This window comes from Thalassovita autumnalis, from assembly GCF_001458255.1.
Taxonomy (GTDB): domain Bacteria; phylum Pseudomonadota; class Alphaproteobacteria; order Rhodobacterales; family Rhodobacteraceae; genus Thalassobius; species Thalassobius autumnalis.
Window position 1 is genome coordinate 1 of sequence record NZ_CYSB01000021.1, and the last position, 26,232, is coordinate 26,232.

Annotated in this window: 25 protein-coding genes and 1 riboswitch; of the genes, 15 read left to right on the top strand and 10 right to left on the bottom strand. The window is 59.3% G+C overall.

The genetic code is table 11. The features are described from left to right. Positions 1–270: hypothetical protein (locus TL5118_RS21510; protein WP_207383436.1), on the top strand; the 270-nt coding region annotated here is incomplete at its 5' end. A gap of 747 nt (positions 271–1,017) precedes the next feature. Here the strand turns inward: TL5118_RS21510 and TL5118_RS05095 are convergent. After that, positions 1,018–2,010 carry an NAD-dependent epimerase/dehydratase family protein gene (locus TL5118_RS05095; protein ID WP_058242146.1) on the bottom strand — a complete coding sequence of 331 codons (993 nt, stop codon included), beginning with the start codon at positions 2,008–2,010 and terminating at the stop codon, positions 1,018–1,020. Positions 2,011–2,205: 195 nt separating this feature from the next. Between TL5118_RS05095 and TL5118_RS05100 the strand changes: the two genes are divergently transcribed. Further along, complete coding sequence (locus TL5118_RS05100; protein ID WP_082626150.1) at positions 2,206–3,459, top strand: oligosaccharide flippase family protein; 1,254 nt, start codon at positions 2,206–2,208, stop codon at positions 3,457–3,459. A 36-nt stretch (positions 3,460–3,495) separates the two neighbouring features. Here TL5118_RS05100 and TL5118_RS05105 read toward each other — a convergent pair whose 3' ends face one another. From TL5118_RS05105 to TL5118_RS05125, 5 genes are all read right to left on the bottom strand, one after another. Next, positions 3,496–4,041, bottom strand: coding sequence for a hypothetical protein (locus TL5118_RS05105; RefSeq protein ID WP_058242144.1), 546 nt, complete (start codon positions 4,039–4,041; stop codon positions 3,496–3,498). Continuing rightward, positions 4,038–4,307: a spike base protein, RCAP_Rcc01079 family gene (locus TL5118_RS05110; RefSeq protein ID WP_058242143.1), complete on the bottom strand. Its 270-nt coding sequence runs from the start codon at positions 4,305–4,307 to the stop codon at positions 4,038–4,040. The genes TL5118_RS05105 and TL5118_RS05110 overlap by 4 nt, the downstream gene beginning before the upstream one ends. 106 nt (positions 4,308–4,413) lie before the next feature. Next, positions 4,414–5,073: a sulfotransferase family 2 domain-containing protein gene (locus TL5118_RS05115; RefSeq protein WP_058242142.1), complete on the bottom strand. Its 660-nt coding sequence runs from the start codon at positions 5,071–5,073 to the stop codon at positions 4,414–4,416. Further along, complete coding sequence (locus TL5118_RS05120) at positions 5,066–6,277, bottom strand: O-antigen ligase family protein (protein WP_058242141.1); 1,212 nt, start codon at positions 6,275–6,277, stop codon at positions 5,066–5,068. The genes TL5118_RS05115 and TL5118_RS05120 overlap by 8 nt, the downstream gene beginning before the upstream one ends. Further along, positions 6,274–7,407, bottom strand: coding sequence for a glycosyltransferase (locus tag TL5118_RS05125; RefSeq protein ID WP_165590184.1), 1,134 nt, complete (start codon positions 7,405–7,407; stop codon positions 6,274–6,276). The genes TL5118_RS05120 and TL5118_RS05125 overlap by 4 nt, the downstream gene beginning before the upstream one ends. 474 nt (positions 7,408–7,881) lie before the next feature. Then, a riboswitch (cobalamin riboswitch) is annotated at positions 7,882–8,072 on the top strand. Positions 8,073–8,159: 87 nt separating this feature from the next. Between TL5118_RS05125 and nrdH the strand changes: the two genes are divergently transcribed. From nrdH to TL5118_RS05155, 6 genes are all read left to right on the top strand, one after another. Then, complete coding sequence (nrdH, locus tag TL5118_RS05130) at positions 8,160–8,381, top strand: glutaredoxin-like protein NrdH (RefSeq protein WP_058242139.1); 222 nt, start codon at positions 8,160–8,162, stop codon at positions 8,379–8,381. A gap of 16 nt (positions 8,382–8,397) precedes the next feature. Continuing rightward, positions 8,398–8,823, top strand: coding sequence for a class Ib ribonucleoside-diphosphate reductase assembly flavoprotein NrdI (nrdI, locus tag TL5118_RS05135; protein ID WP_106404182.1), 426 nt, complete (start codon positions 8,398–8,400; stop codon positions 8,821–8,823). Then, entirely contained in the window at positions 8,805–10,928 is a 2,124-nt protein-coding gene (gene nrdE / locus TL5118_RS05140; protein WP_058242137.1) for a class 1b ribonucleoside-diphosphate reductase subunit alpha, read from the top strand. Before nrdI ends, nrdE begins: the two co-directional genes overlap by 19 nt. Positions 10,929–10,953: 25 nt before the next feature. Continuing rightward, positions 10,954–11,925, top strand: a complete 972-nt coding sequence (gene nrdF, locus TL5118_RS05145) for a class 1b ribonucleoside-diphosphate reductase subunit beta (RefSeq protein WP_058242136.1) — start codon at positions 10,954–10,956, stop codon at positions 11,923–11,925. A 130-nt stretch (positions 11,926–12,055) separates the two neighbouring features. Continuing rightward, positions 12,056–13,705 carry an amidohydrolase gene (locus TL5118_RS05150; RefSeq protein WP_106404181.1) on the top strand — a complete coding sequence of 550 codons (1,650 nt, stop codon included), beginning with the start codon at positions 12,056–12,058 and terminating at the stop codon, positions 13,703–13,705. A gap of 88 nt (positions 13,706–13,793) precedes the next feature. Then, a complete protein-coding gene (locus TL5118_RS05155; RefSeq protein ID WP_058242134.1) occupies positions 13,794–14,843 on the top strand; it encodes an endonuclease/exonuclease/phosphatase family protein in 1,050 nt (349 codons plus the stop codon). Between the two features lie 40 nt (positions 14,844–14,883). Here TL5118_RS05155 and TL5118_RS05160 read toward each other — a convergent pair whose 3' ends face one another. Next, positions 14,884–15,624, bottom strand: a complete 741-nt coding sequence (locus TL5118_RS05160) for a helix-turn-helix transcriptional regulator (protein ID WP_058242149.1) — start codon at positions 15,622–15,624, stop codon at positions 14,884–14,886. A gap of 108 nt (positions 15,625–15,732) precedes the next feature. Between TL5118_RS05160 and TL5118_RS05165 the strand changes: the two genes are divergently transcribed. The 3 genes from TL5118_RS05165 to TL5118_RS05175 all read left to right on the top strand — a co-directional run bounded on the left by TL5118_RS05165 (position 15,733) and on the right by TL5118_RS05175 (position 18,545). Beyond that, complete coding sequence (locus TL5118_RS05165) at positions 15,733–16,686, top strand: alpha/beta fold hydrolase (protein ID WP_242601727.1); 954 nt, start codon at positions 15,733–15,735, stop codon at positions 16,684–16,686. A 211-nt stretch (positions 16,687–16,897) separates the two neighbouring features. Further along, positions 16,898–18,178 carry an NAD(P)/FAD-dependent oxidoreductase gene (locus TL5118_RS05170; protein WP_058242133.1) on the top strand — a complete coding sequence of 427 codons (1,281 nt, stop codon included), beginning with the start codon at positions 16,898–16,900 and terminating at the stop codon, positions 18,176–18,178. 19 nt (positions 18,179–18,197) lie between these two features. After that, a complete protein-coding gene (locus TL5118_RS05175; protein ID WP_207383437.1) occupies positions 18,198–18,545 on the top strand; it encodes a cupin domain-containing protein in 348 nt (115 codons plus the stop codon). A gap of 56 nt (positions 18,546–18,601) precedes the next feature. On the opposite strand, the gene TL5118_RS05180 is transcribed toward TL5118_RS05175, so the two are convergent. Then, positions 18,602–19,714: a polyamine ABC transporter substrate-binding protein gene (locus TL5118_RS05180; protein WP_179945272.1), complete on the bottom strand. Its 1,113-nt coding sequence runs from the start codon at positions 19,712–19,714 to the stop codon at positions 18,602–18,604. Between the two features lie 143 nt (positions 19,715–19,857). Here TL5118_RS05180 and TL5118_RS05185 point away from each other — a divergent pair, with 143 nt between their 5' ends. The 4 genes from TL5118_RS05185 (at position 19,858) to TL5118_RS05200 (ending at position 24,702) form a co-directional block, all read left to right on the top strand. Further along, positions 19,858–20,517 (top strand): GntR family transcriptional regulator, encoded by a 660-nt coding sequence (locus TL5118_RS05185; protein WP_058242131.1) that lies wholly within the window; start codon positions 19,858–19,860, stop codon positions 20,515–20,517. Positions 20,518–20,622: 105 nt separating this feature from the next. Then, on the top strand, positions 20,623–22,002 hold the full coding sequence (locus TL5118_RS05190) for a glutamine synthetase family protein (protein WP_370701663.1): 1,380 nt from the start codon (positions 20,623–20,625) through the stop codon (positions 22,000–22,002). Between the two features lie 56 nt (positions 22,003–22,058). Continuing rightward, on the top strand, positions 22,059–23,360 hold the full coding sequence (locus tag TL5118_RS05195) for an NAD(P)/FAD-dependent oxidoreductase (RefSeq protein WP_058242129.1): 1,302 nt from the start codon (positions 22,059–22,061) through the stop codon (positions 23,358–23,360). A gap of 7 nt (positions 23,361–23,367) precedes the next feature. Continuing rightward, a complete protein-coding gene (locus TL5118_RS05200; protein WP_058242128.1) occupies positions 23,368–24,702 on the top strand; it encodes an NAD(P)/FAD-dependent oxidoreductase in 1,335 nt (444 codons plus the stop codon). A gap of 22 nt (positions 24,703–24,724) precedes the next feature. On the opposite strand, the gene hutC is transcribed toward TL5118_RS05200, so the two are convergent. Further along, the gene (gene hutC / locus TL5118_RS05205) at positions 24,725–25,414 is read right to left on the bottom strand and encodes a histidine utilization transcriptional repressor HutC (RefSeq protein WP_058242127.1); all 690 of its coding nucleotides are present in this window, start codon (positions 25,412–25,414) and stop codon (positions 24,725–24,727) included. Between the two features lie 86 nt (positions 25,415–25,500). Continuing rightward, entirely contained in the window at positions 25,501–26,208 is a 708-nt protein-coding gene (locus TL5118_RS05210) for a response regulator (protein ID WP_082626148.1), read from the bottom strand. Positions 26,209–26,232: the final 24 nt, after the last annotated feature.

Here is a 26,232-nt window from a genome sequence, read left to right on the forward strand (position 1 = left end):
GTCAGCCATCGCTCTCGCCGCACTCGTTATTTACTGGCTATGAGTCCTGAGCCTAGTCTCCCCAAGCAGCGTTCGCTATCTTTTGCTCGATTCCCGGACCTATTTTCTACGAGGCCCCATTATCGGATGCTCAATCGACGTGGCAGTAGCTACCCCTACGAAATCTCACGCACCCCATCGCGAATTGTAATCACGATTTTTGTTATTTCCGTAGATCTCAAGATATTGAAACTCGGAAATGTGCCGGTCGAGCTTAATGGCGAAATTTAAAAAGTGCAACAAAATCGTTTTAATTGAGAGAGTAATGACTTTTTGCAACCCTAGACTACCGAACGAAAAAATCAAAAATCAGCCACAGCACAACCAAAGTGTATCGGCCCCTTTCGCGTAATACGCGAGATTTCAACCAAATAGAGAAGATTAAGAAATGGCACCTCCCGGAAAGAAACTCCAAAAAAAATCAAAGAAGGGTTGATGAGGTAAAGGAGAACCGACGTGCCTAAATTCCTCTATAAAATGGGTACACCAATCATGTTTTAGAAAGAGCCAAAGAAGCAATTGCCATTGGCCGTCTCCTAACTGGCAATCAGTTAAATACTCTTCCCCTGTCCCCATGCTTTGACTGATCTTCGATAGATGGCTGTTAAACTTATCGCCATACCTCAAACAGCCCCCTTTCAAGGGCCGACGAAGTACATTGAAATCAGCAGTTGATCGCAAGGTCACCCTGGTGGCTTTCCCCGGGCATCCTTCACTGGCGCGGTGAGAACTCTGACAGACAAGACGATGATTCTTCATTTCACCCTGCAAAAGGCCTTGAGACAACTAGACCGAGAGGGTAACGCGATCGAACGTCAGGTCAAATTTCAGAAAATTTGTTCAAAATTAAATAATAACAGAAAATTAGAAACCTCACAGCACTCCATTCCCAGGCCGCTATTTACTCAGAAGTTGAATTTCACCATTTCTTCAGCCGCCCATACTGATTGCAACGGCGACACCCTTGCACGGGATTTTTCACAAAAACGCACCATTCCCCTTGGCGCGCCAATCGCGCAAAGCGTCCTCCAAACGGTCCCGGGTCATCAGACCGGCCGCCTCTGCCCAGGTCGGCAGGATGTTGGTGGAGGTCATCAGCTTTTCGACCCGGTCTGGGTGGATGCCCAACCCCGCTATTGAGATCGGTCGCAGACACTGCGCCGCAGCGCGCAACACCGGTGCTGGCATAGAAAACGTGCGCACGTTTGGAAAAGCGACGCGCCGAAAAACCGTGACGATATCTTCAATTGTATAGCGGTTCGTGTAGGCAGCGTTAAACAGTATCCTTCGCTCTGCTATGGCTTCAGCTTTCAGGATCCAGTCAATCAAATCCTCGACATAGATGCAGGATTTGATTGTATCTCGTCGACCGGGAAACACGAATATTCCCCGCTCCAACAGCTTGGAAAGCCGGGTGAAGTTGCCGCCCTCACCAAGGCCAAACACAACGGCGGGTCGTACAATTACCAAACGGTTGACGGTGTTTTCAACCAACCAGCTGTCGTGGATCTGCTCCGCCATCAGTTTGGATTTTCCGTAATCGGAAGGCGGGCTTGGCTGAGTCCTCTCAGACTTTGGCCGTTCATCCGGCCCGTAGACAGAGATTGAGCTGGTAAACAGGATCTGCGGCACAGAATGGCGGCGGGCAAACCGGGTCACCTCCAGCGCGCCGCGTACATTGGTGTCATAATACTCCCACGGATCATGCCCCGGTGTTGTGTGCACCGCTGCGAAATTGGCAATCCGCGCGATCGCTCCATCATAGTGCAGCTGGGTGAGGTCCCGGACATCCCCCGCCAGGTAACGCACCCCGGCCACAGGGTACCGCGGCGCGCGGGTATCCACACTGACCAAGGGCCCGTCCCCGCGGCAGGCAAGCCGCTGTAGAAAATGGCTACCGATGAAGCCGGCACCGCCAAAAACAACTGTAGCACCGGGGCGCGGCGGCGGATCTGACAAGACTGGTTTCATCACGCTTTTTCCACTATTGTTTGTAAATTGATACTTAAATTCAGCCCAAAACTGCCGCTCGTTACCATTTGCCGAGCCCGATGGGCGAGAAGACCCAAACACCTGTTACCAAATCACTTTTCTCACCCAAGGTGGCAGGAAACATCAGCTTCAGACGACGCGCTTCTTTTGTTTACCGGTTAAGATAAATTCTAAATGTTAAGAAAGCTTTTACTTGCTGCCGCCTCCAAAGGGGCCGGATCCGCGATTTCGGTGGTGTTCACCGTTTTGGTCGCCCGCATCCTGGGGGCGGAGGGCGCTGGGCCCGTACTGTTTGGCTTGACCGTGCTGACAGTGGGCGCTGCCGCTTTGCGTTTGGGCTTTGACTCCCTGCTGGTGAAACAGGTGGGCGCCGCGGGGATCGGAGCGATGGCAAACACCTGGGTGTCGCGGGCGATCCTCTTGAGCCTTTTGGCCGCTGTGGCCCCCGCCCTGATCGGATTTTTCTGGGCCGAAAAGATCGCCACCACGCTGTTCAACGCGCCGGACTTTGCCCCGGTGCTGCGCTGGATCGCGCTGAGCCTGCCGCTGCTGGCCATCGCCAACCTAATAGGATTTGCCTTTCAGGGCCTGCGCAAGCCGGGGCTTTCGGTTGTTGGGCAAAACCTCGGCTACCTGTCGCTGGCGCTTCTGGTGGTCAGCCTGCGTCACCTTTGGCTGGACCAGCCTTTGGCGGCTGAGGACATCGCCCAAACCCTGTTTCTGGCCACGGTGCTGACTGCGCTGGGCCTAGGTGCTTTGTGGCTGCGCCAGCCGGACGCGCGGTTCATCTGGCAACTGCGGATGCAGGCGGCTGAAGTGCGCGCGGCGGCAAACCTATGGCTGGCGATGCTGATGACGCTGACGGTTACCTGGTCGGGCATCCTGCTGGGTGGACGGTTTGTGACCAGTCAAGAGATTGCCTTCACCGCAGCGGCGCAGCGCATTGCGGTTCTGGTGGTGTTCATCCTGCTGGTAACGGATCTGCTGGTGGCGCCGGTTTACGCCCGCAGCTTTGCGCGCAGGGATCTGGAACATCTGCGCCAGATCGCCAGACGCTCCACCCGTGCAATGGTGCTGATTGGGGTGCCCGTGGTGGCGGGTCTGATCCTTTACGCCGAACAGATTATGGGGCTGCATGGCGCGGAATTTGCCCAGGCCGGTCCGGTTCTGGTGATCTATGTGCTGGGGCAGTTGGTCAATGTCTGCACCGGATCTGTTGGGCAATTGCTGATGATGTGTGACGGTGAAGGCGACTATCGCCTGGGGGAAACGGTGGCGGCGGGGCTGACGGTCACGGCGACGCTGCTGCTGGCGCCGCATTACGGCGCCTTAGGGGTCGCCATTGCCTCGGCCTTGGGGATCGCGACGCAGAATATCGTCAGCTATGTGATGGTCCGCCGCCGTTTGGGGTTTTATCCAGGATTCTAAGGCCCTCATGACCGCAACCTATTGAAAGGTGACGAATTATGGCGTCGCTACATAGGTCCCCATCACCCCACCGATCACGGCCTGCGCGCCGAAAATATCAACCTCAATACTGGGGTTGCCGACGATGTCTTCGAAGAACTGGAACAGACGATTATCGACCCCACCCAATCCGGTTGAGGTGCGGTACGTGCCGGTATGGCTGAAACGCGTCCAGGTGGGCGTCAGATCGATCAAAGACAGGCTTTGATCGCTAAGCCCCAGATGCGCGGAACACCCCACTGACGCCCGCGCCCAGATGGACACGGTGACCTGATCGAAATCCGCCAGCGGCGGAGCGCCAAAGGCGATAATGCCGCCACTGACCCCATTGGGCGAGGCCGTGGTGCTGGAAGTGTTGAACCGCATCGCTGCGGTTCCGCCAAGCGGATCCGCGATACCGGTGGTGAAGGCGGGCTTGGCCCAATAATCACTCCACCAGCCGGCTTGAAAATCCTCGGAGTAGGCAATGTGGTTTACCAACACCTGCCCCCCCGGTCGGCGATGTGCGGCCAGATCCCCCAGTGCAAACCCAAACCCCATCATGTGCCAATTCCAAAGGCGATGATGCCGCTGGCCGTGGTATCCGTGGCCCGCACCCGCGTCACGGCAACCGGCAGCAACATCTGGTCCGGCACCGTAATTGTCCGGGTGGTGCCAAGCGCTGTCACGATCGACAGATCGCCGCCGGTGGTCACAAACAGCGCGATGGCGGGAAACTCCAGATCGGTGCCGTCAGAGGGCACCACGGTGCTGACGTCAAAGGCGGGACCGTTGAGGCTGGGAACCCGATCAGAAAAGGCGTGCGGCATGTCATTTCCTTACATTGGCAAATCGGAGGCAAGTCAGATGAGGCCCTGTTTTACCGAAGAGAGGTTGAGGAAGCCTTGCCGCTGCATCCGTAGCCTTAACCTGGTGTTAACCCTTTTCAGGGGCGTCCGGATCATAGCCCAGCCGGTCAAAATCCTCGTGGTAGAAAGCCCGCACAAACGCCGCGCCCTTGGCGCGCTGGGCGGCATTGGGCCTGCGCCTACGATCGCCGCTCTGATTGGATCTGGGCAGCGCCAGATCCGGCAGGTCCCAGTCCTGTTTCAGCAGGGCAAACTCCTGCGCTAGGGTTTCAAACCGCAAGATCCGCAGCCGGTGCTGCGCCCTGCCCTGCAGATAGGTCCATTGCGGCCGCATGTGACAATTCAGATCCTTCAGCCGCGCCAGCGGTTTACGCGTCAGGCGGATCAGCAGGCCCAGCGGCAAGGTCGAGGAGAACGGGTAGCGATCCGGGGGCGGCAGGCGGCGGTAGGAATATTCACTCCAAAACCGCGAATAGGGATTGCGCACGATGGTGAAGATCCGAAAATCTGCGGGGATGTCACCGCCGAACCAATGCTGTTCGATCATCGACAGGCTGCAATGCTGATTGCCCCGTTCCAGATCCGATGATTTGTTGTTCTTGAAGATCCCCAAGGCCGCCCGGTTGCGCGGGTCCAGACCGCGGAGCTGCATGAAGTATTCCTCCACCGAGGTGCCGGCGCATTTCGGGATGTGCACGAAGATGACCTTGTTTTTCAGATCAATCATCTGGCGCGCCCTTTGTTGACGGGCCGTAAAACCGCCCCTCAGCCACCAGACGATCGGCCACAAACGCCGCCACGCAGAGGAACAGGTAATGACGCCAGTGGTGCGAATAGATGAACATCGATGCCAAGAGATGCACCGCAAGGGTGATATAGAGCGCACCGATCAACGGCGCGACGCTGCGGTGGTAGGCGTGCCGGGCGGAAAACGTGCTGCCAACAGTCAGAACCACAAAGACCAGCGCCGGGCCAAACCCGGCCTCCGTCCATTTGGCAATGAACAGGTTGTGCACGTTGTTTGTTGCAAAATAGGTTTCGAAATTGCCCGGTCCGATGCCAAAGGGATGCTGCAGCGCCACCTGAAGGCCCAGCCAAATGTCGGCGAAACGTTCATTGTCATAGGCCTGCAGCCGCAGCCGCCCGGCAAATAGATCCTGCGCGCCAAAGCCCGAATGTGATGTGCCCCAAAGGATCATCAACCCGCCAAGCGCTGCGGAGATCACCACCCATGGTCTGATGCCGGGATGGCGCAGCGCCAGATACCCCATGAGGCCCAATGTGAAAACCCCCGCCGCCGCGCGGGAATAGGTCAGGTAGATCATCAAGCCAATCAGCCCCCCCGCCACCAACCCCGCCCATCGTGGCAGCCCAACCTCACGCGGGGTGACGATCAGGACGATACCGGGAAAGATCAGGAAGGTGCCCAGCACATTGGGATCTTTGAAGAAGCCCCTGATCCGCAAGCGAAATTCATCGCGGTAGATCAGATCCATCTCGGGCGCCGCGAGGAGGATCAGCGCCAGCGCCACACAGGACAGGACCGCGCCATAAACATAGGCCCTGAGCCAGATCTGCAGCAGCCGGGGCTGCGCATAAAACAGTGCAAACAGCCCCATCATCGCCAGCGCCAGATAGAGCTCAATCGCCAGATAGCGCAGCGGCAGGCCCTGCGGCGCGGTTGCGGGCTGTCCCGTGACCCAGAGCAGCGCAAATTGCGACAGGCCAAAGTAGGTCACAAAGATCAGCCAAACGCCAAGAGGCAGGGCGAAAGTCAGCAATACGGCCCCCGCCAACAGGATCAGCAGCGCATCAACCGGTGCGGGCTCCATCATGACATAGGGCATCAACAGCCCAACAAGCCCCACCATAAAACCCGCGCGTGATCCATGCCGGGCCTCTGGCAGCGATGGGTCAACCGCCACACTCATCTGCCCGCCCCGGCAGACCCACCCTGCCCGTCCAGCGCGGCCTGATAGACGGCAAGGGTTTGGTCCACCATCCTGTCCAGCGAATAGCGCCCCCGCAGCCGGGCGGCCTGGGCGGTCATCGCGCTGCGTTGGTCTGGTTGGATCAGGGCCTCCATCGCCTCAGGCAGGGCTGTCGCCAGATCCGCCCGTGGCACGACCAGGCCGTTCTGCCCGTCCAAAATGATACTGTCTGCCGTGCTGACATCGGTTGCGATCATCGGCAGCCCGGCTTCAGCCGCTTCGATCAGCACATAGGGCATGGATTCATACCGGCTGGTTAGCACGAAGATGTCAAACAGCGGGTAATACCGCGCCGCATCGTCCTGACCAACGCAGCGTATGACCTCCCCCAGACCTTTGGCGTCGATCTGCTGCTGCAGCTGCGCCTCCAACTCGCCCACCCCGACAATAATGACGCGGACATGGGTCAGATCCCTGATCCTCGCGATGGCCTCCACAAAGGCCAGCGGATCCTTCTGTGCGCTCAACCGCCCGACAAAGCCAAAGACGATGTCAGTTGGGCTGAGGTTCAGGTCCGCGCGCGTTAACGGGACGGAGGGCGTAGCGCGCGGTACACCGTTTGGCACCAGATGGGTCCTGTCCAATGGCGCGCGCAGGCGCTGGGCCTCCGCTCTTTCATCAGGGGACACGCAGATCAGCGCATCTGTCGCCCAGCGGGCCAGAGCGCCCTCAACCCCACCAAACACGGCCCGTGCTATCCCGCGGCAGGCGGGATCCATGGTGCGAAAGGCATGAGGGGTATAAATTCTGGCGCCATATCTGCGTGGCAACAGCCGGGTCAGGGCACCGGCCTTGCTGGAATGGGCGTGAATAACGTCAAATGGTCCAAGCCGCCGAAGGAGCTGCCGCAAGCCGCGCAAAGCGAACAGATCACGCGGCCCCGGCGCGCGATCCATATCGACCCGGTGCCTGCGGCTTGGGCAAATCGCACTCAGCCGCCGGGCAAACAGCGGATCCATCCGGGTGGCCGAGTAGACAAGATGGGTGTCATGGCCGCGGTCCAGCGTGGCCGCCACCAGATCCAGCGCGTTGCGGCCGCTGCCACCACCTGAGGGTTCGAGTACTATCAAGATCCGCATCTTCCCCCTTTGCCCCATAGATCGCCTCACCACCCTCAGATCACGGTCCAAACCCTGACGCAGGGCGCTGCGCGAATCTGCCCGGACTGAGACCCGAACCGATCACCACCAGCCCCTAAGTGCAGTGCTGATGGGATGGTGCTAGGGATTGGTTAACGAATTCTAAATCCCGACAAGGATTTACCGTGCAAAGCTGCCAGAAATGGCCCTGTTGAGGGCTGTTTCGGACGGCACCTTTATCGGTTTTGGAATGTGTGGCTTCTGCGCACCTACAGACAGAATTTTTACCAAAAATCGGGGCGTGCTATCACCTGCGACGATGATCCAGCGGTTGCACCTGAGGCGCAAAGTATCTTGTTCTTAAGACTTAACGGGCGACGGTTAATACAGATCCACGCGTCAATAGCGGATTTCAGTGAGCCACGTCACCTGACACGATATGTTGACACTCTCCCCCGACCAGCCCCAATATAGTGATGCTTCGGTTCCTTCGATTCCGGTCGGAGGCTAAGAGGGAAGTTGGTGGAATTCCAGCACTGCCCCCGCAACTGTAAGTGGATCGCACCGCTGAAGACCCACTGAGGGAACGCCTTCGGGAAGGACAGCCTAGCCATGATCCACATAGTCAGGAGACCTGCCGCAAGCGACCGAAAAATGACCACGAACGGAGGGTTCGGGGGCGTATCAAAGGCGGCTCACACGTCTTGGCGTCCTCGGCAAAAAATTTAGGGGACTGCGACCAGATGAGCGTCATCGTTTATTCGAAACCGGCTTGCGTGCAATGCACCGCCACCACCCGTGCTTTGGATGCCAAAGGCATCAGCTATGATGTGGTCGATCTGACCCAGGATGACAGCGCCATGAGCCGCGTCACCGAATGGGGCTATCGTCAGGCACCGGTTGTCGAAGCCAATGGCAACCACTGGTCTGGTTTCCGCCCGGACATGATCGCACAACTGGCCTGAGGAGATGAGCCGCCAACTGCCGGCGCTTGTCTACTACTCGTCTAAATCGGGAAACACTCATCGCTTTGTCACACGGCTGGGGCTGCCTGCCGTGCGGATTGCTGAGTGCCTCGATGCGCCTTTGCCCGATCACAGCCAGCTGACCGATGCCTTTGTTCTGATCTGCCCCACCTACGCCGATGGCCAGGGACGTGGGGCGGTTCCAAAACAGGTGATCCGGTTTCTAAACGACGCCAGCCGCCGCGAACGTCTGGTTGGGGTGATCGGTGCAGGCAATCGCAACTTTGGTGCGACCTACGCTTTGTCGGGTCGCATCATCTCTGAAAAATGCAACGTTCCGCTGCTCTATTCCTTTGAGCTGGCGGGCACCGAGACAGATATCGCCCGCACCCGTGCCGGGCTTGAAAAACTGGGGGACCACCTATGCTCGACAGCGATCTGAGCACTTTGGACTATCACGCCTTGAACGCGATGCTGAACCTCTATGATGGGGACGGCAATATTCGCTTTGAGGCGGACCGGATGGCGGCGCGGCAGTATTTCCTGCAGCACGTCAACCAAAACACCGTGTTCTTCCATTCGCTGGATGAGAAACTGGGTTATCTGGTCAAGGAGGGCTACTATGAAGAGGCCGTTCTGGATCAGTATTCCAAGAACTTCATGCGCCAGATCTGGGATGAGGCCTATGCGCTGAAATTCCGCTTTCCCACCTTCCTGGGCGCGTTCAAATATTACACCTCCTACACGCTGAAGACCCGTGATGGCCAGCGCTACCTTGAGCGTTATGAGGACCGTGTGGTGATGACCGCGCTGTGCCTTGCGCGTGGCGATGAGGCGCTGGCGATGTCCTTCATGAAGGAAATCATGGGCGGCCGGTTCCAGCCTGCGACACCAACCTTCCTGAACGCCGGCAAAGCGTCGCGGGGTGAGCTGATCTCCTGCTTCCTGCTGCGTCTGGAAGACAACATGGAAAGCATCGGCCGCGGCATCAACTCGGCGCTGCAGCTCAGCAAACGCGGTGGTGGGGTTGCGCTGCTGCTGACCAACATCCGTGAACATGGCGCGCCGATCAAAGGGATTGAAAACCAGTCCTCGGGCGTGATCCCGGTGATGAAGTTGCTGGAAGACAGTTTTTCTTACGCCAACCAGCTGGGGGCCCGTCAGGGCGCAGGCGCGGTTTACCTGAACGCGCACCATCCTGACATCATGCGCTTCCTCGACACCAAGCGGGAAAACGCGGATGAAAAGATCCGCATCAAAACCCTATCACTGGGTGTGGTGATCCCCGATATCACCTTTGAACTGGCCAAGAAAAACGCCGATATGTACCTCTTCTCGCCCCATGACGTGGAGCGGGTCTATGGCGTGCCCTTCTCGGAAATCTCGGTCACCGAGAAATATGATGAGATGGTTGAGGACAAGCGCATCCGCAAGTCCAAGGTCAACGCGCGTGAGTTTTTCCAGACCATCGCTGAGATCCAGTTTGAATCCGGCTACCCCTACGTGATGTTTGAGGACACCGTGAACCGGATGAACCCCATCGCGGGCCGGATCAACATGTCGAACCTGTGCTCGGAAATCCTGCAGGTGAACACCGCTTCCAGTTTCAATGACGACCTGAGCTACAGTGAGATGGGCACGGATATTTCCTGCAACCTCGGCTCCCTGAACATCGCGAAAACGATGGACGGCAAGGATCTGGGCCAGACCGTGGGCACCTCCATCCGTGCGCTGACCGCAGTGGCAGAAATGTCGGCCATCGACTCGGTCCCATCGGTGCGCAAGGGCAATGACGAAAGCCGCGCGATTGGTCTGGGTCAGATGAACCTGCACGGCTATCTGGCGCGGGAACGTGTGCACTACGGCAGCCCGGAAGGCATTGAATTCACGTCCGTTTACTTCGCCGCTGTGGCCTACCACGCGATCCGCACCTCCTGCGATCTGGCACAGGAACGAGGCGAAAGTTTCAAAGGCTTTGCCGAGTCCGAATATGCCTCGGGCAGCTTCTTTGACAAATACACCGACCGGGACTGGCTGCCCGAAAGCGATAAGGTGACGGCGCTGTTTGACGGTGTCGATCTGCCAAGCCGCGATGACTGGGCCGCGCTAAAGGCGGATGTCATGAAACACGGGCTCTATAACCGCAACCTGCAGGCGGTGCCGCCCACCGGATCGATCAGCTATATCAACAACTCGACCTCGTCGATCCACCCAATCGTGTCCAAGATTGAAATCCGCAAAGAGGGCAAGATCGGCCGCGTCTACTACCCCGCTGCCTATATGAGCAATGACAATCTGGACTATTACCGCGACGCCTATGAAATCGGCCCGGAAGCGCTGATCGATACCTATGCGGCGGCCACGGAACATGTGGACCAGGGCCTGTCCCTGACCCTGTTCTTCCCGGCTGAGGCCACCACGCGGGACATCAACAAAGCCCAGATCTACGCCTGGAAAAAAGGCATCAAAACCATCTACTACGTGCGTCTGCGCCAGGAGGCCCTTGAGGGCACCGAGGTTCAGGGCTGCGTGTCCTGCACCCTGTAATCGCGACTGAGATCGGAGAGAGACAATGAAAGACATCGCCCCCACCCGCATCCCGCGCGCGATCAACTGGAACCGCCTGGAAGACGAAAAAGACCTGGAGGTCTGGAACCGTCTGACAGTGAACTTCTGGCTGCCGGAAAAGGTGCCGCTCAGCAACGATATTCCCAGCTGGGCCACCCTGACCGATCACGAAAAACAGCTGACCATCCGCGTTTTCACCGGCCTGACCCTGCTGGACACCATCCAGAACTCGGTTGGTGCGCCGGCGCTGATGCCCGATGCAATCACGCCCCATGAAGAGGCCGTGCTGACCAACATCGCCTTTATGGAGGCAGTGCATGCACGCAGCTATTCCTCAATCTTCTCAACACTTTGCTCGACCAAAGAAATTGATGAGGCGTTCCGCTGGTCGGATGAAAACCCACATCTGCAGGCCAAGGCCAAGGCGATCCTCGACACTTACGCGCCGGGCAATGACCCGCTGAAGCGCAAGATCGCATCGGTGTTTTTGGAAAGCTTCCTGTTCTATTCCGGCTTCTATCTGCCGATGTACTGGTCCAGCCGCGCCAAGCTGACCAACACCGCTGACCTGATCCGTCTGATCATCCGCGATGAGGCGGTGCATGGCTATTACATCGGCTACAAATTCCAGCGCGGCTATGAGCAGCTGGACGAAGCCGCCCAGCAGGAGCTGAAGGACTACGCCTTTGGTCTGATGTTTGAGCTTTACGGGATTGAGAACCAATATACCGAAGAGCTGTATGATGAGATTGGCCTGACCGAGGACGTAAAAGTCTTCCTGCATTACAACGCCAACAAGGCGCTGCAGAACCTTGGCTTTGAAGCGCTGTTCCCGCCGGAAGTGTCCGAGGTGAACCCGGCCATCCTCGCTGCGCTCAGCCCCGACAGCGAAAACCACGACTTCTTCTCGGGCTCCGGGTCGTCCTATGTGATCGGCAAGGCCGTCGCGACCGAGGACGAAGACTGGGACTTCTGATCCCGTAATCGCTGAAAATCACAAAGGGGGGGCGCCAAACGCCTCCCTTTTTTATTGTCAGAACAGCGGCTTGCAGAAATAACAGTCCCAACGGGGCCTGGTTGCGGGCCCCTGCGCTCTGGAGAAGATCATGCCCGATATTGTCATCCTGAACGGCCGCGTCATTACCTTTGACGGGCCGGACGCCGAAGCCCTTGCCATCACCGGCGGCACCATCACCGCGGTCGGCAGCACCGCCGAAATCCGCGAACTGGCAGATGGGGCGCGGGTGATCGATGCCCAGGGCGGCACCGTTCTACCCGGGTTTATCGACAGCCATGTGCATTTGTTCGCGGGATCAGCTGAGTTGGATTTCCTGAACCTCACCGGCGTTTACGGGGCCGAGGCCCTGGCCGCTGCTGTGCGCCCCTACGCGGCATCCCGGCCTGACGATGCGCTGCTCTTTGCCTGTTCGATTGACTACGGTCTGATGGGCGATCGAGGCATCACCCGCCACGATCTGGATGCTGCGATGCCGGATCGCCCCTTTGCCGCCTGTACCGCCGATCACCACACCATCTATGCCAATACCAAAGCGCTGGAGGCGGCGGGGCTGCTGCACGGCAAGGAGGTTGCGGAAGGATCTGAGGTGGTGATGGGGCCGGATGGTCTGGCAACCGGGGAATTGCTGGAAGCGGATGCGTTTGGCCCGATCATGGCGATGACACCCTATGGGGGGCGCGAACTGCTGGGCATGGTCACCGGCGCCGATCCGGTGCCTGCCCCGGATGCTGCCACCCGCGCCATTGATAAGGCGGTTCTGGCCAAGGGGCTGCAGCACTGTGCCTCCAAGGGGATCACTGGGCTGCACAATATGGATGGCAACTTCTATCAGCTGGGCCTGCTGTCTGAGATGGAGGCGGAGGGCACCCTCTTGTGCAGGACCGAGATCCCGATGCACCTCAAACACACCGATCCTGTGGAACGCGTGCGCGAAGCGGCTGAGATGAATGCGCAATATAGCAGTGACATGCTGTGGTCGCGCCGGGTCAAGATGTTCATGGATGGTGTTTTGGACAGTCGCACTGCCTTCATGCTGGAACCCTACCCCGGCACCGACATCTGCGGGGAGCCGCTGTTTTCGGACGAACAGTTCAAAGAGGTCTGTGTGCTGGCTGATCGGATGGGTATGCAGATCGCGGTGCATGCCATTGGCGATGCCGCGGTGCGCCAGACGCTGGATGGCTATGAATCCGCCCGCATGACCAATGGGGTCCGCGACAGCCGCCACCGGATCGAACATATTGAGACTATCCATCCCGATGACATTCCCCGGCTGAAACAGCTGGGTGTTGTTGCCTCCATGCAGCCCTTGCATTCGCCGCGCGGCGGCTTCTTCCTGCCGCCCTATGCGCCGGGTGAGATCCTGTATGCGCATCAGTTGCAGACCGCCTTCCCCTGGCGGGCGGTGCAGGACAGCGGCGCGGCGCTGATCTTCTCCACCGATTGGCCGGTGGTGCCGGTGGATGTGATGCCCACGATCCAAGGCGCAGTTGCCGGGGTTGATCTGCCCAATGACTGGCCCGATCAACGCATTGGTCTGCGTGACGCCCTGGCGGCCTACACGCGCGACAATGCCTGGGTAGAGTTTAATGAGACCCGCAAAGGGCGCTTGCGGGTTGGGATGATGGCCGATGTGGTGGTTCTGGACGCGGATGTGGAGGCCGTTGCCCCCGATCAGATCGGCGCGATCAATGCGGCCGTGACCATCTGCGGCGGGCGCGTCACCTATCAGGCCTGAGGCACGGCGCAATCTGTCATGGTTTTGCCGTCAAATCGGATTACCTTAGGGCCATTGATCTATTCATTTTGACCCAAGGAGATTTGTCATGGCAGGGCTCAAAATTGCGACCTGGAACCTCTATCAATTCGCGGCCCCCGGCACCTATTGGTACGAACGTGATGAGCGCAATGATTATGAACCCGATCAATGGGCCCGCAAACAGGCCTGGATTAGCGATCTGATCGGGCAGCTTGATGCTGATGTGATCGGCTTTCAGGAGGTGTTCAGCGTTGCCGAGTTTAAGACCTTTCTCAACGGGTTGGGCTATCCGCATGTGGCGGTTGTGGATGATCCGGCGGTTGATCCTGAGGACGCGGATGTCTTTGTCGGGCCGGTGACCGCCATTGCCTCCCGCCATCCCTTTGTCAGCCCGCCTACGGCGCTGGCCTATCCGGGGGAATTTGTCGACGATGCTGAGGTAGCGGCAGATTTCACCTTCCGGCGGGCGGTCACGCGGGCCGAGGTGGATACGCCGCAGCTGGGGCCAGTGGTGTTTTACGTCTGCCATCTGAAATCTCAGGGCGCCTTTGTCGACAGTGATGCTGTCGCCGCCCTGCCCGATTGGAAGGCGCGGTTTCGTGAACATCTGCGCCAGCGCGCCACCAAAGACGCCGATCAGCTGATCCGGCGCAATGGTGAGGCGGCAGGCCTCTATCTGGCGGCAATGTCGGAACTGGATGACCGCGAAGATGCGCCGATTGTGGTGATGGGGGATATGAACGCGGGCCCAACCTCCAGCGCGCTCAGGGTACTGACGCAACAGGATTGGATCGACAATATCGCCAATATGCGCCGTAGCAGCATTGAGGACGCTGCGGATCGGGCGTGGAACTTCACCTGGCAGCTCTATGATGCCTATGGGCTGCTGCCGTCGCAGAATGTGGCGGACCGGCCGGTGACCCATGCGGCTGGCTGGCGCTACCCGGCGCAAACGCTGGATTACGTGCTGGTCACCAATGCGCTCAACCCCAAGAACCCAAATCGGATGGCGGCGGTCAGCGACCTTAAGGTGTTCAATGCGCATTTTCAGGAGGAAAATAAGCTGGAAACCACCGACCATGCGCCGGTTCTGGTGACAATCACCCCTGTGGCTTAGGCTCAGGTTTTGGGGCGGTTATGCCCCAAACGCCCCCCCGTCAGACGTAGCGCGGGGGGTGATCCGCGCGGCCAGGACGCACGGGGCGTACCGCGTCATCAAAGGGCACATGGCGGCGGCGGAACGCTGGGCCGTCTAAGAGTTCAGGGGCGCTGATCCGGTCCATTCTGAAATGACGAAACGCCCCCCGCGCGGGATCCCAGGCCACCAGATACCACAGCGGCGGCAGGATCAGCATCGCCTGAGGCTCCACAGCGCGCTTGGTTTCCGCGCCCTTGGCATCGCGGTAGCGGAACTGCAGCAACTGACGCTGCAGAAAGGCTGCTTCAAAGGCCGGCAGTAAATCCGCATCGATCCCGCCAAGGTTTGACGTATCAACCTGCGGGGCCAAGGGGCCGATGTAGAGACAGGCCAGAAACCGGCGCAGATCCTGCACCTTATCACGTGGCAGGGCGCGTTCGATTTTTGCCAGCCCCGCATCCGCCAAACCTGCGAACGGCAAAGCCCCCGCCGCCCGCATGCTGGCCACACTGATCACCAGCGCAAAAACCTCAGCCACAGACAGACGGGCCGTCGCCTGGACGGAGCTTGCATCAAGCGACACGCCCCCGCCGCGCCCCGGTTCGGTGTGGATCACAAAGCCCTCATCGCGCAGCGCCGCGATGTCGCGCAAAACGGTGCGCCGCGACGCGCCAACATCCTGCGCCAGCCCGGCAACGGTGGCCGTGCCGCTGCGGCGCAGGTGGCGGACGATGGCATCTTGTCTCTCACGGGTTTTCATAAAGTCATCACAGCACAGATAGGTGACATATTTTGGCACCATTTCCTTTTAGCGGATGCAGCACATCGAAACCACAGCGATGAAACCATTACCCTAAGGAGATGTACCTTGTTGCAATCCACCCCAACCACCCACTTTCCCAACCCCTTCCCTGCGCCCGAACAAATCGCGGTCAACGGCGTCACGCTTGAGGTGTTTCAAACACCCCAAAGCGGCACACATACCCCGATCGTGCTGTGCCACGGCTGGCCGGAACATGCCTATGCCTGGCGTCACCAGATCCCGGCGCTTGCGGCCGCGGGCTATCATGTGATCGTCCCGAACCAACGCGGCTATGGCAATTCCGACTGCCCAAAGGACGTCACCGCCTATGACATTGCCGTCCTGACCGGGGATCTGGCCGCGCTGCTGGATCATTTTGGCTATGCGGATGCGGTGTTTGTCGGCCATGACTGGGGTGCGAATGTCGTTTGGAGCATGGCGCAGCTGCATCCCCAGCGGGTGCGCAAGCTGATCGCCCTGGCGCTGCCCTATCAGCCGCGCACCCCGATGCCCTGGATTGAGTTCATGGAGCAGATCTTTGGCCCGGAAAATTACTTCGTGCATTTCAATCGCCAGCCGGGTGTGGCCGATACGGTGCTGGACGAAAACACCGAGGCGTTTCTGCGCAATCTGTTTCGCAAGGATCTGCCCGCCACCCCACCGGCGCCGGGCATGATGATGATGAACCTTGCCACCGCCCCTGCCCCCTTGGGCCAGCCGGTGATGTCCGAGGCAGATCTGGCGGTGCTGGCCAACGCTTTCCGTCAGACAGGGTTCACCAGTTCGATCAACTGGTATCGCAATCTGGATCGCAACTGGCACCTCTTGGCCGATGTCGACCCGGTGATCCACCAACCCGCCCTGATGATCTACGGCGCGCAGGACATGATCCCGCCCGCCGAAAACCTGCAGGAGCTGGTGCCAAATGTCACCGAGGTCAGCCTGAACTGCGGCCATTGGATCCAGCAGGAACTGCCGGCTGAAACCACCAAGGCCATCTTGGATTGGCTGGGCGAATAGCTGCGATCCATCTGAGTTTCGAACCCGCCTTAGGTGGAAATGGGGCGCTGCCCGCGCGGCGCCCCAGACGTTACGGTCTTTCTATCAAAATGACGACCTTCACAAACGCTCAGCGCGTGCTCAGCGCAAGAATCCTTGCACCTATGACCGCAGATACGTTGCGCCCTAAAATTTGATCAAATACATTTTTGATCAAATTCAGGAGGATTCGATGCACGCCCCCAGCTATTATGCCGCCACCGCCCGGGACGCCGCAGGTTTTGAGCACCTCAATGGTGAGGTTGATGTCGACATCGCCGTCATCGGCGGTGGTTTCAGCGGCGTGAACACGGCGCTGGAACTGGCTGAGCGTGGTCATAAAGTCGCCCTGCTGGAGGCCAAACGCATCGGTTGGGGCGCAACCGGGCGCAACGGCGGGCAGATCACCGGCTCCCTCTCAGGCGATCAGGCGATGCTGCGGGAGTTTGCCAAAACCAATGGGAACGAGGCGCGCGATATCGTCTGGAACACACGCTGGCGCGGCCATGACATCATCAAATCCCGGGTTGAAAAATACGCCATTGCCTGTGATCTCAGCCATGGCCACCTGCAAACCGCCATGAAACCCGCCCATATGGAGGAGCTCACCGCCCTCTATGAAGAGGCCGACATGCGCGGCATGGGCGATGCGCTGACCCTGGTGCAAGGCGCTGATATCCCTAACTATCTGGAAACGGACATCTACTGTGGCGGTCTGTTGAACCGGCACAACATGCATGTCCATTCGCTGGACCTCTGTGTGGGTGAAGCACGTGCAGCGCAAAGCCTTGGTGCGCGGATCTTCGAAGGGGCTGAGGTGCTGCGCATCGATCACGGCGCGCGTCCCCGTGTGGTCACCGCAACGGGTGGCGTCACAGCCTCCAAGGTGGTGATCGCAGGCAACGCCTATCACCTGCTGGAACAGCCAAAGCTTTCCGGCAAAATGTTCCCGGCCTCGCTGGCCAATATGGCCACCGCACAGCTGGGGGCCGAGGTCGCGCAGAAGATCAACCCGGAAAACTTGGCCGTTTACGACAGCCGCTTTGTGCTGGATTACTATCGCAACACTGCCGATCACCGGCTGATGTTCGGCGGCGGCACCAATTATTCCGGTCGCGACAGCAAAGACATCGCCACGGAATTGCGCCCGGCGCTGGAACGCACTTTCCCCCGCCTCAAAGGGGTTGAGGTGGAGTTTCAATGGACGGGCATCGACGGTATCGTGCTGAACCGCATCCCACAGGTGGGCCGTTTGCGCGATAACGTCTTCTACGTGCAGGGCTATTCCGGCCACGGCATCGCGCTGAGCCACATCATGGCTGAGGTTCTGGCCGAAGCGGTTGTGGGGGAGCTGGAGGACTTCCGCGTCTGGGAAAGCGTGCGCCACTGGCGCCTGCCCTTCACCCGTCAACTGGGCAGTCAGGCCATCGCTGTTGGCATGGCCTGGTACCGGCTGAAAGAAGCGCTGCGTTAATCTTTATGAAGGAATGTTCATGACCACCATCGCCATCACAAACCAGAGTGCCCCTGAGGCAGATACCATCGCAGCGGACAAGCTGATCGCCGGCAACGCGGCCACAAAACTCTGGCATCAGTTCACCGACACCACTGGCCAGTTTCACGTCGGCCAATGGGCCAGCGAGGCCTGCAAACTGTCGGTCAGCTATGACGAGAATGAGCTTTGCGTGATTGTTGAGGTTGAGGTGGAATTGACCGACGCACACGGCACCACCACCCGCTACAAAGCCCCTGATGCCTTTGTGATCCCCGCCGGGTTCAAAGGCACATGGGAGTCGCTGACACCGGTGCGCAAAATCTACGCGGCATTTGAAGAAAACTAACCGCAACAGCAAAAGGGCGATCCAACCGGACCGCCCTTTTTCATTAATTCAACATCTTAGATGCCGGACTTGATCTTCGTCCACATGCGCGTCACCACACGCTGCACCTTGGGCGGGAACGGCCGGGTGGTGTAGAGGTTCTGCATTGTTGCCGCATCCGGATAGATCGCCGTATCGCCGCGCACATCCTCCAGCAGGAACTCTTGCGAGGCCTTGTTGCCGTTGGCGTAATAGACGTAGTTCGACGCCGCAGCGATGTTTTCCGGATCCATCATGAAGTTCAGGAAGGCATGCGCCCCTTTCGGGTTCGGTGCGTCGGCTGGAATGGCCATCTGATCAAACCACATGACCGCCCCTTCAACAGGTGCGTGGTATTCCAGCTCCACCCCATTGCCGGCCTCATCTGCACGGTCGCGGGCCTGCAGCACATCGCCTGACCAGCCAAAAGCAACACAGATATCCCCATTGGCCAGTGCCGAGATATATTCGGAATTGTGGTACTTGCGCACATAGGGGCGCACAGCGCTCAGCACAGGTTCGGCCTTTTGCAGCACCTTGGTGTCCTGGCTATCAGGATCTTCGCCCAGATAACTCAGCGCGGCCGGGATCATCTCAGCCGGGGCATCCAGCAGATAAACCCCACAGGCCTGCAGCTTTTCCATATTGGCGGGATCAAAGATCAGCGCGAGCGAATTCAGCGGCGCCTCTTCCCCCAGAACCTCACGCACTTTGGAAGCGTTCACGCCAATCCCCGTTGTGCCCCACAAGTAATTGATCGAATAGGCGTTATCAGGGTCATAGGTGATGGTGCGGCTTTCAATCTCCTCCCACAGATACTGCGCGTTGGGCAGCTGCTGGTGATCCAGCGGCTGGAACACACCCGCGGTGATCTGGCGCTGCAGGAAGTTGGCAGAGGGCACCACGACGTCATAGCCGGACCCGCCCGCCAGCAGCTTGGTTTCCAACAGTTCATTGCTGTCAAACACATCATAGATCAGCTTATAGCCGGTCTCGGCCTCAAATTTGTCCAGCAGTTCTTCGGCGATGTAATCGGACCAGTTGAACACGCGGACCTCTTCGGCCTGTGCCCCGCCCGCCATCAAAGCCAAAGCAGCCGAGGTCAGGGCCAGGGTGTGCAGTGCAGGTCGGTGAGTGTTTGTTGTTTTCATTGCGCCCTCCGGTGATCATGGGATCACGTTGCTTGGTTTTGATCAAAAACATGGACTCGCAGCGAACCGGCCAGTAGCCTTGGACACAAATCCACCGGTCAAATCGGCCAGCCGCAGGATCCAGAAAGGCGCTCGTAGTTCACATGCCCCGCAAGTTCCAGAGCCAAACGAAGAAGCAGCCTGAACATGATGTGATCTATCAGGCACTGAAGGATATGATCCTGTTTGGCGACTTTATTCCGGGCCAGCCGTTAACCATTATGAACCTCGCGGAAACCCTTGGTGCCAGCGCCACGCCGATCCGCGAAGCGATCCGTCGCCTGACCGCGGAGCGGGCGCTGGAAACGCAGGAAAACAGGCGCGTGGCTGTGCCCCACATGACACCCGCCCTGCTGGAGGAGCTGGATTTCCTGCGCCTTACCATTGAGCCCGAACTGGCCCGCCGCGCCGCACCGCATGTGACGCCGGATGAGATTGACGCCCTGGAACGTCATGATGATGAGCTGGAACATGCGATCAACATCGGCGACGTGAAACTCTACATGAAGGCGAACTACGCCTTCCACTTCACGCTTTATCAGCGTGCCGAGGCCCCCACCCTGCTAAAAGTCGCCGAATCGATTTGGCTGCAAATCGGGCCCGCATTGCGGGTGGGCTGTGGGCGTTTTGGCACGGCGAAACTGACGGATCAGCATGTTGAAACCACCAAGGCGCTGCGAAATGGTGATTTTGATAGAGTTTCAACCAGCATTCGCGAAGACATTATTCAAGGCATGGATTTTGTGCGACACTCATTAAAATAGGCCCTTGTGCACGGGTTTTTCATGCCTTCAGATTGACAGACGGGAACTTTTGATCAAAAGTTTCCACAAAGCTCACAGACGCCGATGTGGCGCGAAGGAGGACCGGTGCAAACCCCAAAGCCCAAAACCAACTGGCAGGCCAACCTGCCTGAGGAATTCATCGCCCATGCCAACGGGCGCCGTGTGGATGAGGTGGAATGTATCATCCCGGACCTTGCCGGCACCGCCCGTGGCAAGGCCATGCCCGCCTATAAGTTTGACCCCGACAGTGAGTTGGCGCTGCCGATCTCGCTGTTTTATCAGACGATCTCAGGCGAATACGTCGACATGGAGATCGAAAACCAATGGATGGAGCGGGACGTCATTCTGCGCCCGGATATGGGCACGGTTTGTGCGGTGCCCTGGTCGGATGATCTGACGGCGCAGGCGATCTGCGATATGTTCACCCGCGAAGGCGAGCCGCTGCCAATTGCGCCCCGTAATGTGCTGCGCCGGGTGATTAACCTTTATGAACAAAAGGGCTGGCGCGCTGTGGTCGCGCCCGAGCTGGAGTTCTACCTGACCAAGCCCAACCGAGACCCCAATGAGCCGATTGAACCGCCGCTGGGCCGGACCGGTCGCAAGGGGGCCAGCCGTCAGGTTTACTCCATGACGGCGGTGGATGAATACGGGCCGGTGATCGATACGATCTACGACTTTGCCGAGGCGCAGGGGCTACGAATTGACACCGTGATCCAGGAAGGCGGCGCCGGTCAGATTGAGATCAACCTAATGCATGGTGACCCGCTGAATCTGGCCGATCAGGTGTTCTATTTCAAACGCACCATCCGCGAAGCAGCACTGAAAAACGGCGTCTTCGCGACCTTCATGGCCAAGCCGATCCGGGATGAGCCGGGCAGTGCGATGCATGTGCACCAGTCGATCGTCGATATCGAAACGGGGCAAAATATCTTCTCCGACGAAGATGGCTCAGCCTCGGATCTGTTCCGCCATTTCATCGGCGGTTCGCAACGCTACATTCAGGATGTGGTGCCGCTGCTTGCGCCCTATGTGAACTCCTACCGTCGGATCACGGTGGACGGGCAAAGCGCACCGGCAAACCTGGAATGGGCGCAGGACAACCGCACCACAGGTCTGCGCGTGCCGCACTCTGGCCCCGCTGCGCGGCGGTTGGAAAACCGGGTCATCGGGATGGACTGCAACCCCTACATTGCCATCGCGGCCTCACTGGCCTGTGGCTACTTGGGCATGATCAACAAGGTTGAGCCGCGCCCTGAAGCCACTACCGAGGTTTGGGAAGCAGATGAGCCCCTGCCCCACAGCCTGGCGGTTGCTTTGCAAAACTTTGAAACAGCTGAGGAAATTCGCGGTGTCCTGGGCGAGGAGTTTTGCCGCCTCTACCATGACATCAAACGGGCCGAGTATGAGGAATATCATCGCGAAATCTCCCCCTGGGAGCGTCAGCATCTGCTGCTGAACGCCTAATCCCTGCGCCGCCCCCTCAGCCAAAACCGCCCCTTTAAGACCAAGGAAGACCTGCCGTGGACCTGCTGACCGTAAACGACACACCGGGCCAATACCCCACCTCTTACTACGCGGCGATGGCCACACCTTTGCCGCCGTTTTCGCCGCCACAGGGGCAGATCGATTGTGATGTCTGCGTTATCGGCGGCGGCTTCATGGGGCTCAGCACGGCGCTAAATCTGGCCGAACGCGGCTATGATGTTGTGCTGCTGGAGGCGCAGCGCGTCGGCTTTGGCGCATCGGGGCGCAATGGCGGACAGGTGGGCCAGGGTCAGCGGCTGGATCAGGACGAGTTGGAGGATCTGGTGGGCAAGGATCATGCCCGCGAACTCTGGACCATTGCCAATCAGTCGGTTGATCTGGTGCGCAAGCGCGCGGCCTCACCCCTGGTGGAGGCTGAGTTTGCCGATGGCATCATCCACGCCGATCACCGCAAACGCTTTGTGCCCCACAGCAAGGCCTATGCCGAGCGGCTGAACAGCGACTATGGCTATGACAAAATCCGCTTCATTGACCGGGAAGAATGTCGCCATCTGGTGAACTCGCCCGAATACCACGGCGGCACGCTGGATATGGGCGCGGGCCACATTGACCCGTTGCAATATGCGCTGGGTCTGGCGCGGATGGCGCAGGCGGCTGGCGTGCGGATCTTTGAACAGGCCCGCGTCACTGCCGTTAACGAAGGTGAACCGGCCACCGTGGACCTCGCCGGGGCGCAGGTGCGGGCTCGCCATGTTGTGATGGGGATGAACGGCTATCTGGGCAAGCTGAACCGCCGCGTTGCCGGACGGGTCATGCCGATCAACAACTATGTTGTGGCCACCGCCCCGATGAGCGCCGAACAGCAGGAAGACATCCTGCGCAACAACCATGCGGTGGCCGACAGCAAGTTTGTGGTGAACTACTTCCGTTTCTCACCGGATCACCGGCTGCTGTTTGGCGGCACCGAGAGCTATCGCTACAAATTCCCAAGCGACATCGCCGGCAAGGTGCGCAAACCGTTGGAGGAGATCTTCCCCCAGCTGAAGGGCATAGAGATCGATTATGCCTGGGGCGGCACCCTGGGGATCACCATGAACCGCATGCCGCATTTTGAGCGGCTCTCGGGCAATATCCTATCGCTTTCAGGCTTTTCCGGTCACGGGGTAGCGATGGCCAGCCTCGCCGGTGAAATCGCAGCCGAGACAATCGCCGGACAAGCCGAACGCTTTGATATCATGGCCAAGGTGCCCGGCATGCCCTTCCCCGGTGGCCCGGCACTGCGCAGCCCGCTGTTGATGGCGGCCATGCTGTGGTATTCGCTGCGCGACAAGCTGTGAGGCATCGATGAGCCGCATCTATGAACCGCTGGCCTATGGCAACCGCCCGATCCGGGACCGCTATTGGGACAGCACCCTAACATCGCCCCTGCCCGTCTACCCGCCGCTGCGCGGTCACATCACCTGTGACTTTGCCATTATCGGTGGTGGCTACACTGGTCTGTCCGCCGCACTGACCCTGGCGGAGGCGGGCGCGGATGTGGTGATCGTGGATGCAAAATCGCCCGGTTGGGGGGCCTCGGGGCGCAATGGCGGCTTGGTCTCCACCGGGATGACCAAACAGTCCGACGATGCGATTGAACGCCGGTACGGCGCGGGTGAGGCGCGGCTGCTTTATGATGCGGAACGCAGCGCGATTGATCTGGTGGAACAGTATATTGACCGGTTCGATTTGGATGTGGAGCGCCATTCGCATGGCTACAGCTGCGTGGCCCACCGCCCCAGCGCCATTGCCGAGCTGAAGGACTATGGCGCGGACTACCAGCGCCGCTATGGGCTGCCCTACCGCTTTGTTCCCAAGGAGGAAATGGCAGCGCATGGCATGAACTCGCCAGACTTCCACGCCGCTGTCGATCTGCCTTTGGGGTTTGCGCTGAACCCGATCAAGTTTCTGGCCGGCCTGACCAAAGCGGCCGAGGCGGCAGGCGTGCGGATCTTTTCCCACACCACGGTGGAGGATGTGACGCCAGAAAATGGCTTCCAGCTGAAAACGCCGGAGGGGCGGATCAGTGCAACGAAGCTGCTGTTTGCCACCAATGGCTATGGCAGCGATCACCTGCCGCGCCGGTTTGCCGCGCGCTATCTGCCGGTGCAGTCAAACATCCTGGTGTCCCGCCCGCTGAGCGAAGCTGAGCTGGCGCAACAGGGCTGGACCAGCCGCCAGATGGTCTGTGACTCGCGCACGTTACTGCATTATTTCCGCCTGCTGCCGGACAATCGGATGTTGCTGGGCTTGCGTGGATCGGTCCGTGTGAGTGAGGCCAATATTGAACGCACGCGCGCCAAAGCGCGTGCCGATTTCGACCGGATGTTCCCGGCCTGGCAACATGTGGAAACGCCCTACTTCTGGTCCGGCCTGATCTGTATGACCCGCGCGCTGGTGCCCTTTGCCGGGGCGGTGCCTGGGATGGACGGCGCCTATGCCGCCTTTGGCTACCACGGTGGCGGCGTGGCTGGGGCGCCTTACAGTGGCGCGCTGATCGCGGATCTGGCACTGGGGCAAAACCGCCGGCCACATCCGCTGTTCATGCAGCAACTGCCACACCGGTTTGAGCTGGGCCGGTTCCGCCGCGCCAGCCTGCCGCCGGCCTTTGCCTGGTATAATCTGAAGGATCGCCTTTAGGCTTAGGCCCCGGACCCATAAATCAGTAACGGGTGGTCATCCGGTAACCGCGCTGAAACTTCAGCCGCACATAGGTGATCGCCTGGTCTTCCCACCAGGTGGACCGTTCCGCCATAAACAGGGCATCACCTGCGGTGCAGCTGAGGTAACGGGCGGTTTCCGGATCAGCGGCAAGCGCGGAGAAGCTGATCTCCGCATCGGAAAACGGTACCGCCTCAACCAGCCATTCATTTGGCCCTGTGGCGGCGAAATCCGCGCCAGCCGCATCTGGCAGGGCCTCCAGATTGATCCAGCGATCTTCCAGCTGATAGGGGTTTCCGTCGGCGTAATGCATGCAGATCAGATGCAACACCCGCGCGCCCAACCCCAGACCCAGACGCGCCCGCAGCCAATCCGGGGCATCCTGTTCCTCGCGCCGCACCAGCGCGTAGCGATAGGCCGCGCCCTGCGCTTCAATCTCCTGTCGAACCAAGGGAATAGAGAAACGCGCCTGCCGCAACGGGGCCTGCCGCACCCGGGTGCCAGCCTTGCGTTTCCGCTCAACCAGTCCCTCCTCGGCCAGTTCGCGCATGGCACGGTTGACGGTTGCCCGGGCGCAGGAAAACTCCGCCGCCAGATCCACCTCATTGGGCAGCAAGGTGCCTGGCGGCCAGATGCCCTGCACGATCCGCTGTCGCAGTTCCTGTTTCAACGCGCGAAAGTCGGCTTTCATCTGGGCACCTCTGGTCTGACCGATCCCTTTTACGCCAGACATAAAGCGATAAAAACCATTTTATTGATTGGGACCTCGTCGCGCCCTTAATACACCCGAGCTTCTAGTGCGTTCAGCGCCTGCCGGGTCTCCTGCCAGATCGGGATCAGATGATCGTGCCAGCGATTGAGGTCAACCTCCCCGCCGCGCTCCAATTCCCCTTCAAGATCATTCAATGAACCGAGCAGCTTGCGTGCGCCGACCATCGCCGCGGAGCCGGCCATGGAATGCACCTCAGCCATCAGTGAGGCTGCGCAGGGGGAAGACATATCGACCTCTTTCAGGCGGATCATCAGCGCGTCAATCTCCTGCCCGAGGCCTTGCATCAGATCATGGGACCGATCTTGCCCAAGAGAGGACATCACCTGCCCCAGATGGCCCTCATCCAGAACCTCATGCCCGTGTTGCTGACGTGTTTGAATTTGCCGTTCGCCGCGCAGCACCCGCAACAGATCCTGACGATCCAGCGGTTTGGACAGGACACCGTCCATTCCGGCCTCAGCATAAATGCGATCATCGCGTTCCAGCACATGGGCCGTCAGCGCCACAATCCGCGCGTTCTGTGAGGCGCCGGCTTGCCGGATCCGCTTGCAGGACTCCAAGCCGCCCATCACCGGCATATTGAGGTCCATCAGGATCACATCAAACTCTTCGGCGGCAGCGCGTTCGGCGCCCAGTTTGCCGTTGACCTCTTCACTTACGGAGTGCCCATAACGTTCCAGCAGTGAAGTGGTCCCAGAAAACTGGACAGTCAGCTAAGGTGTATCCCAAACCTTTGA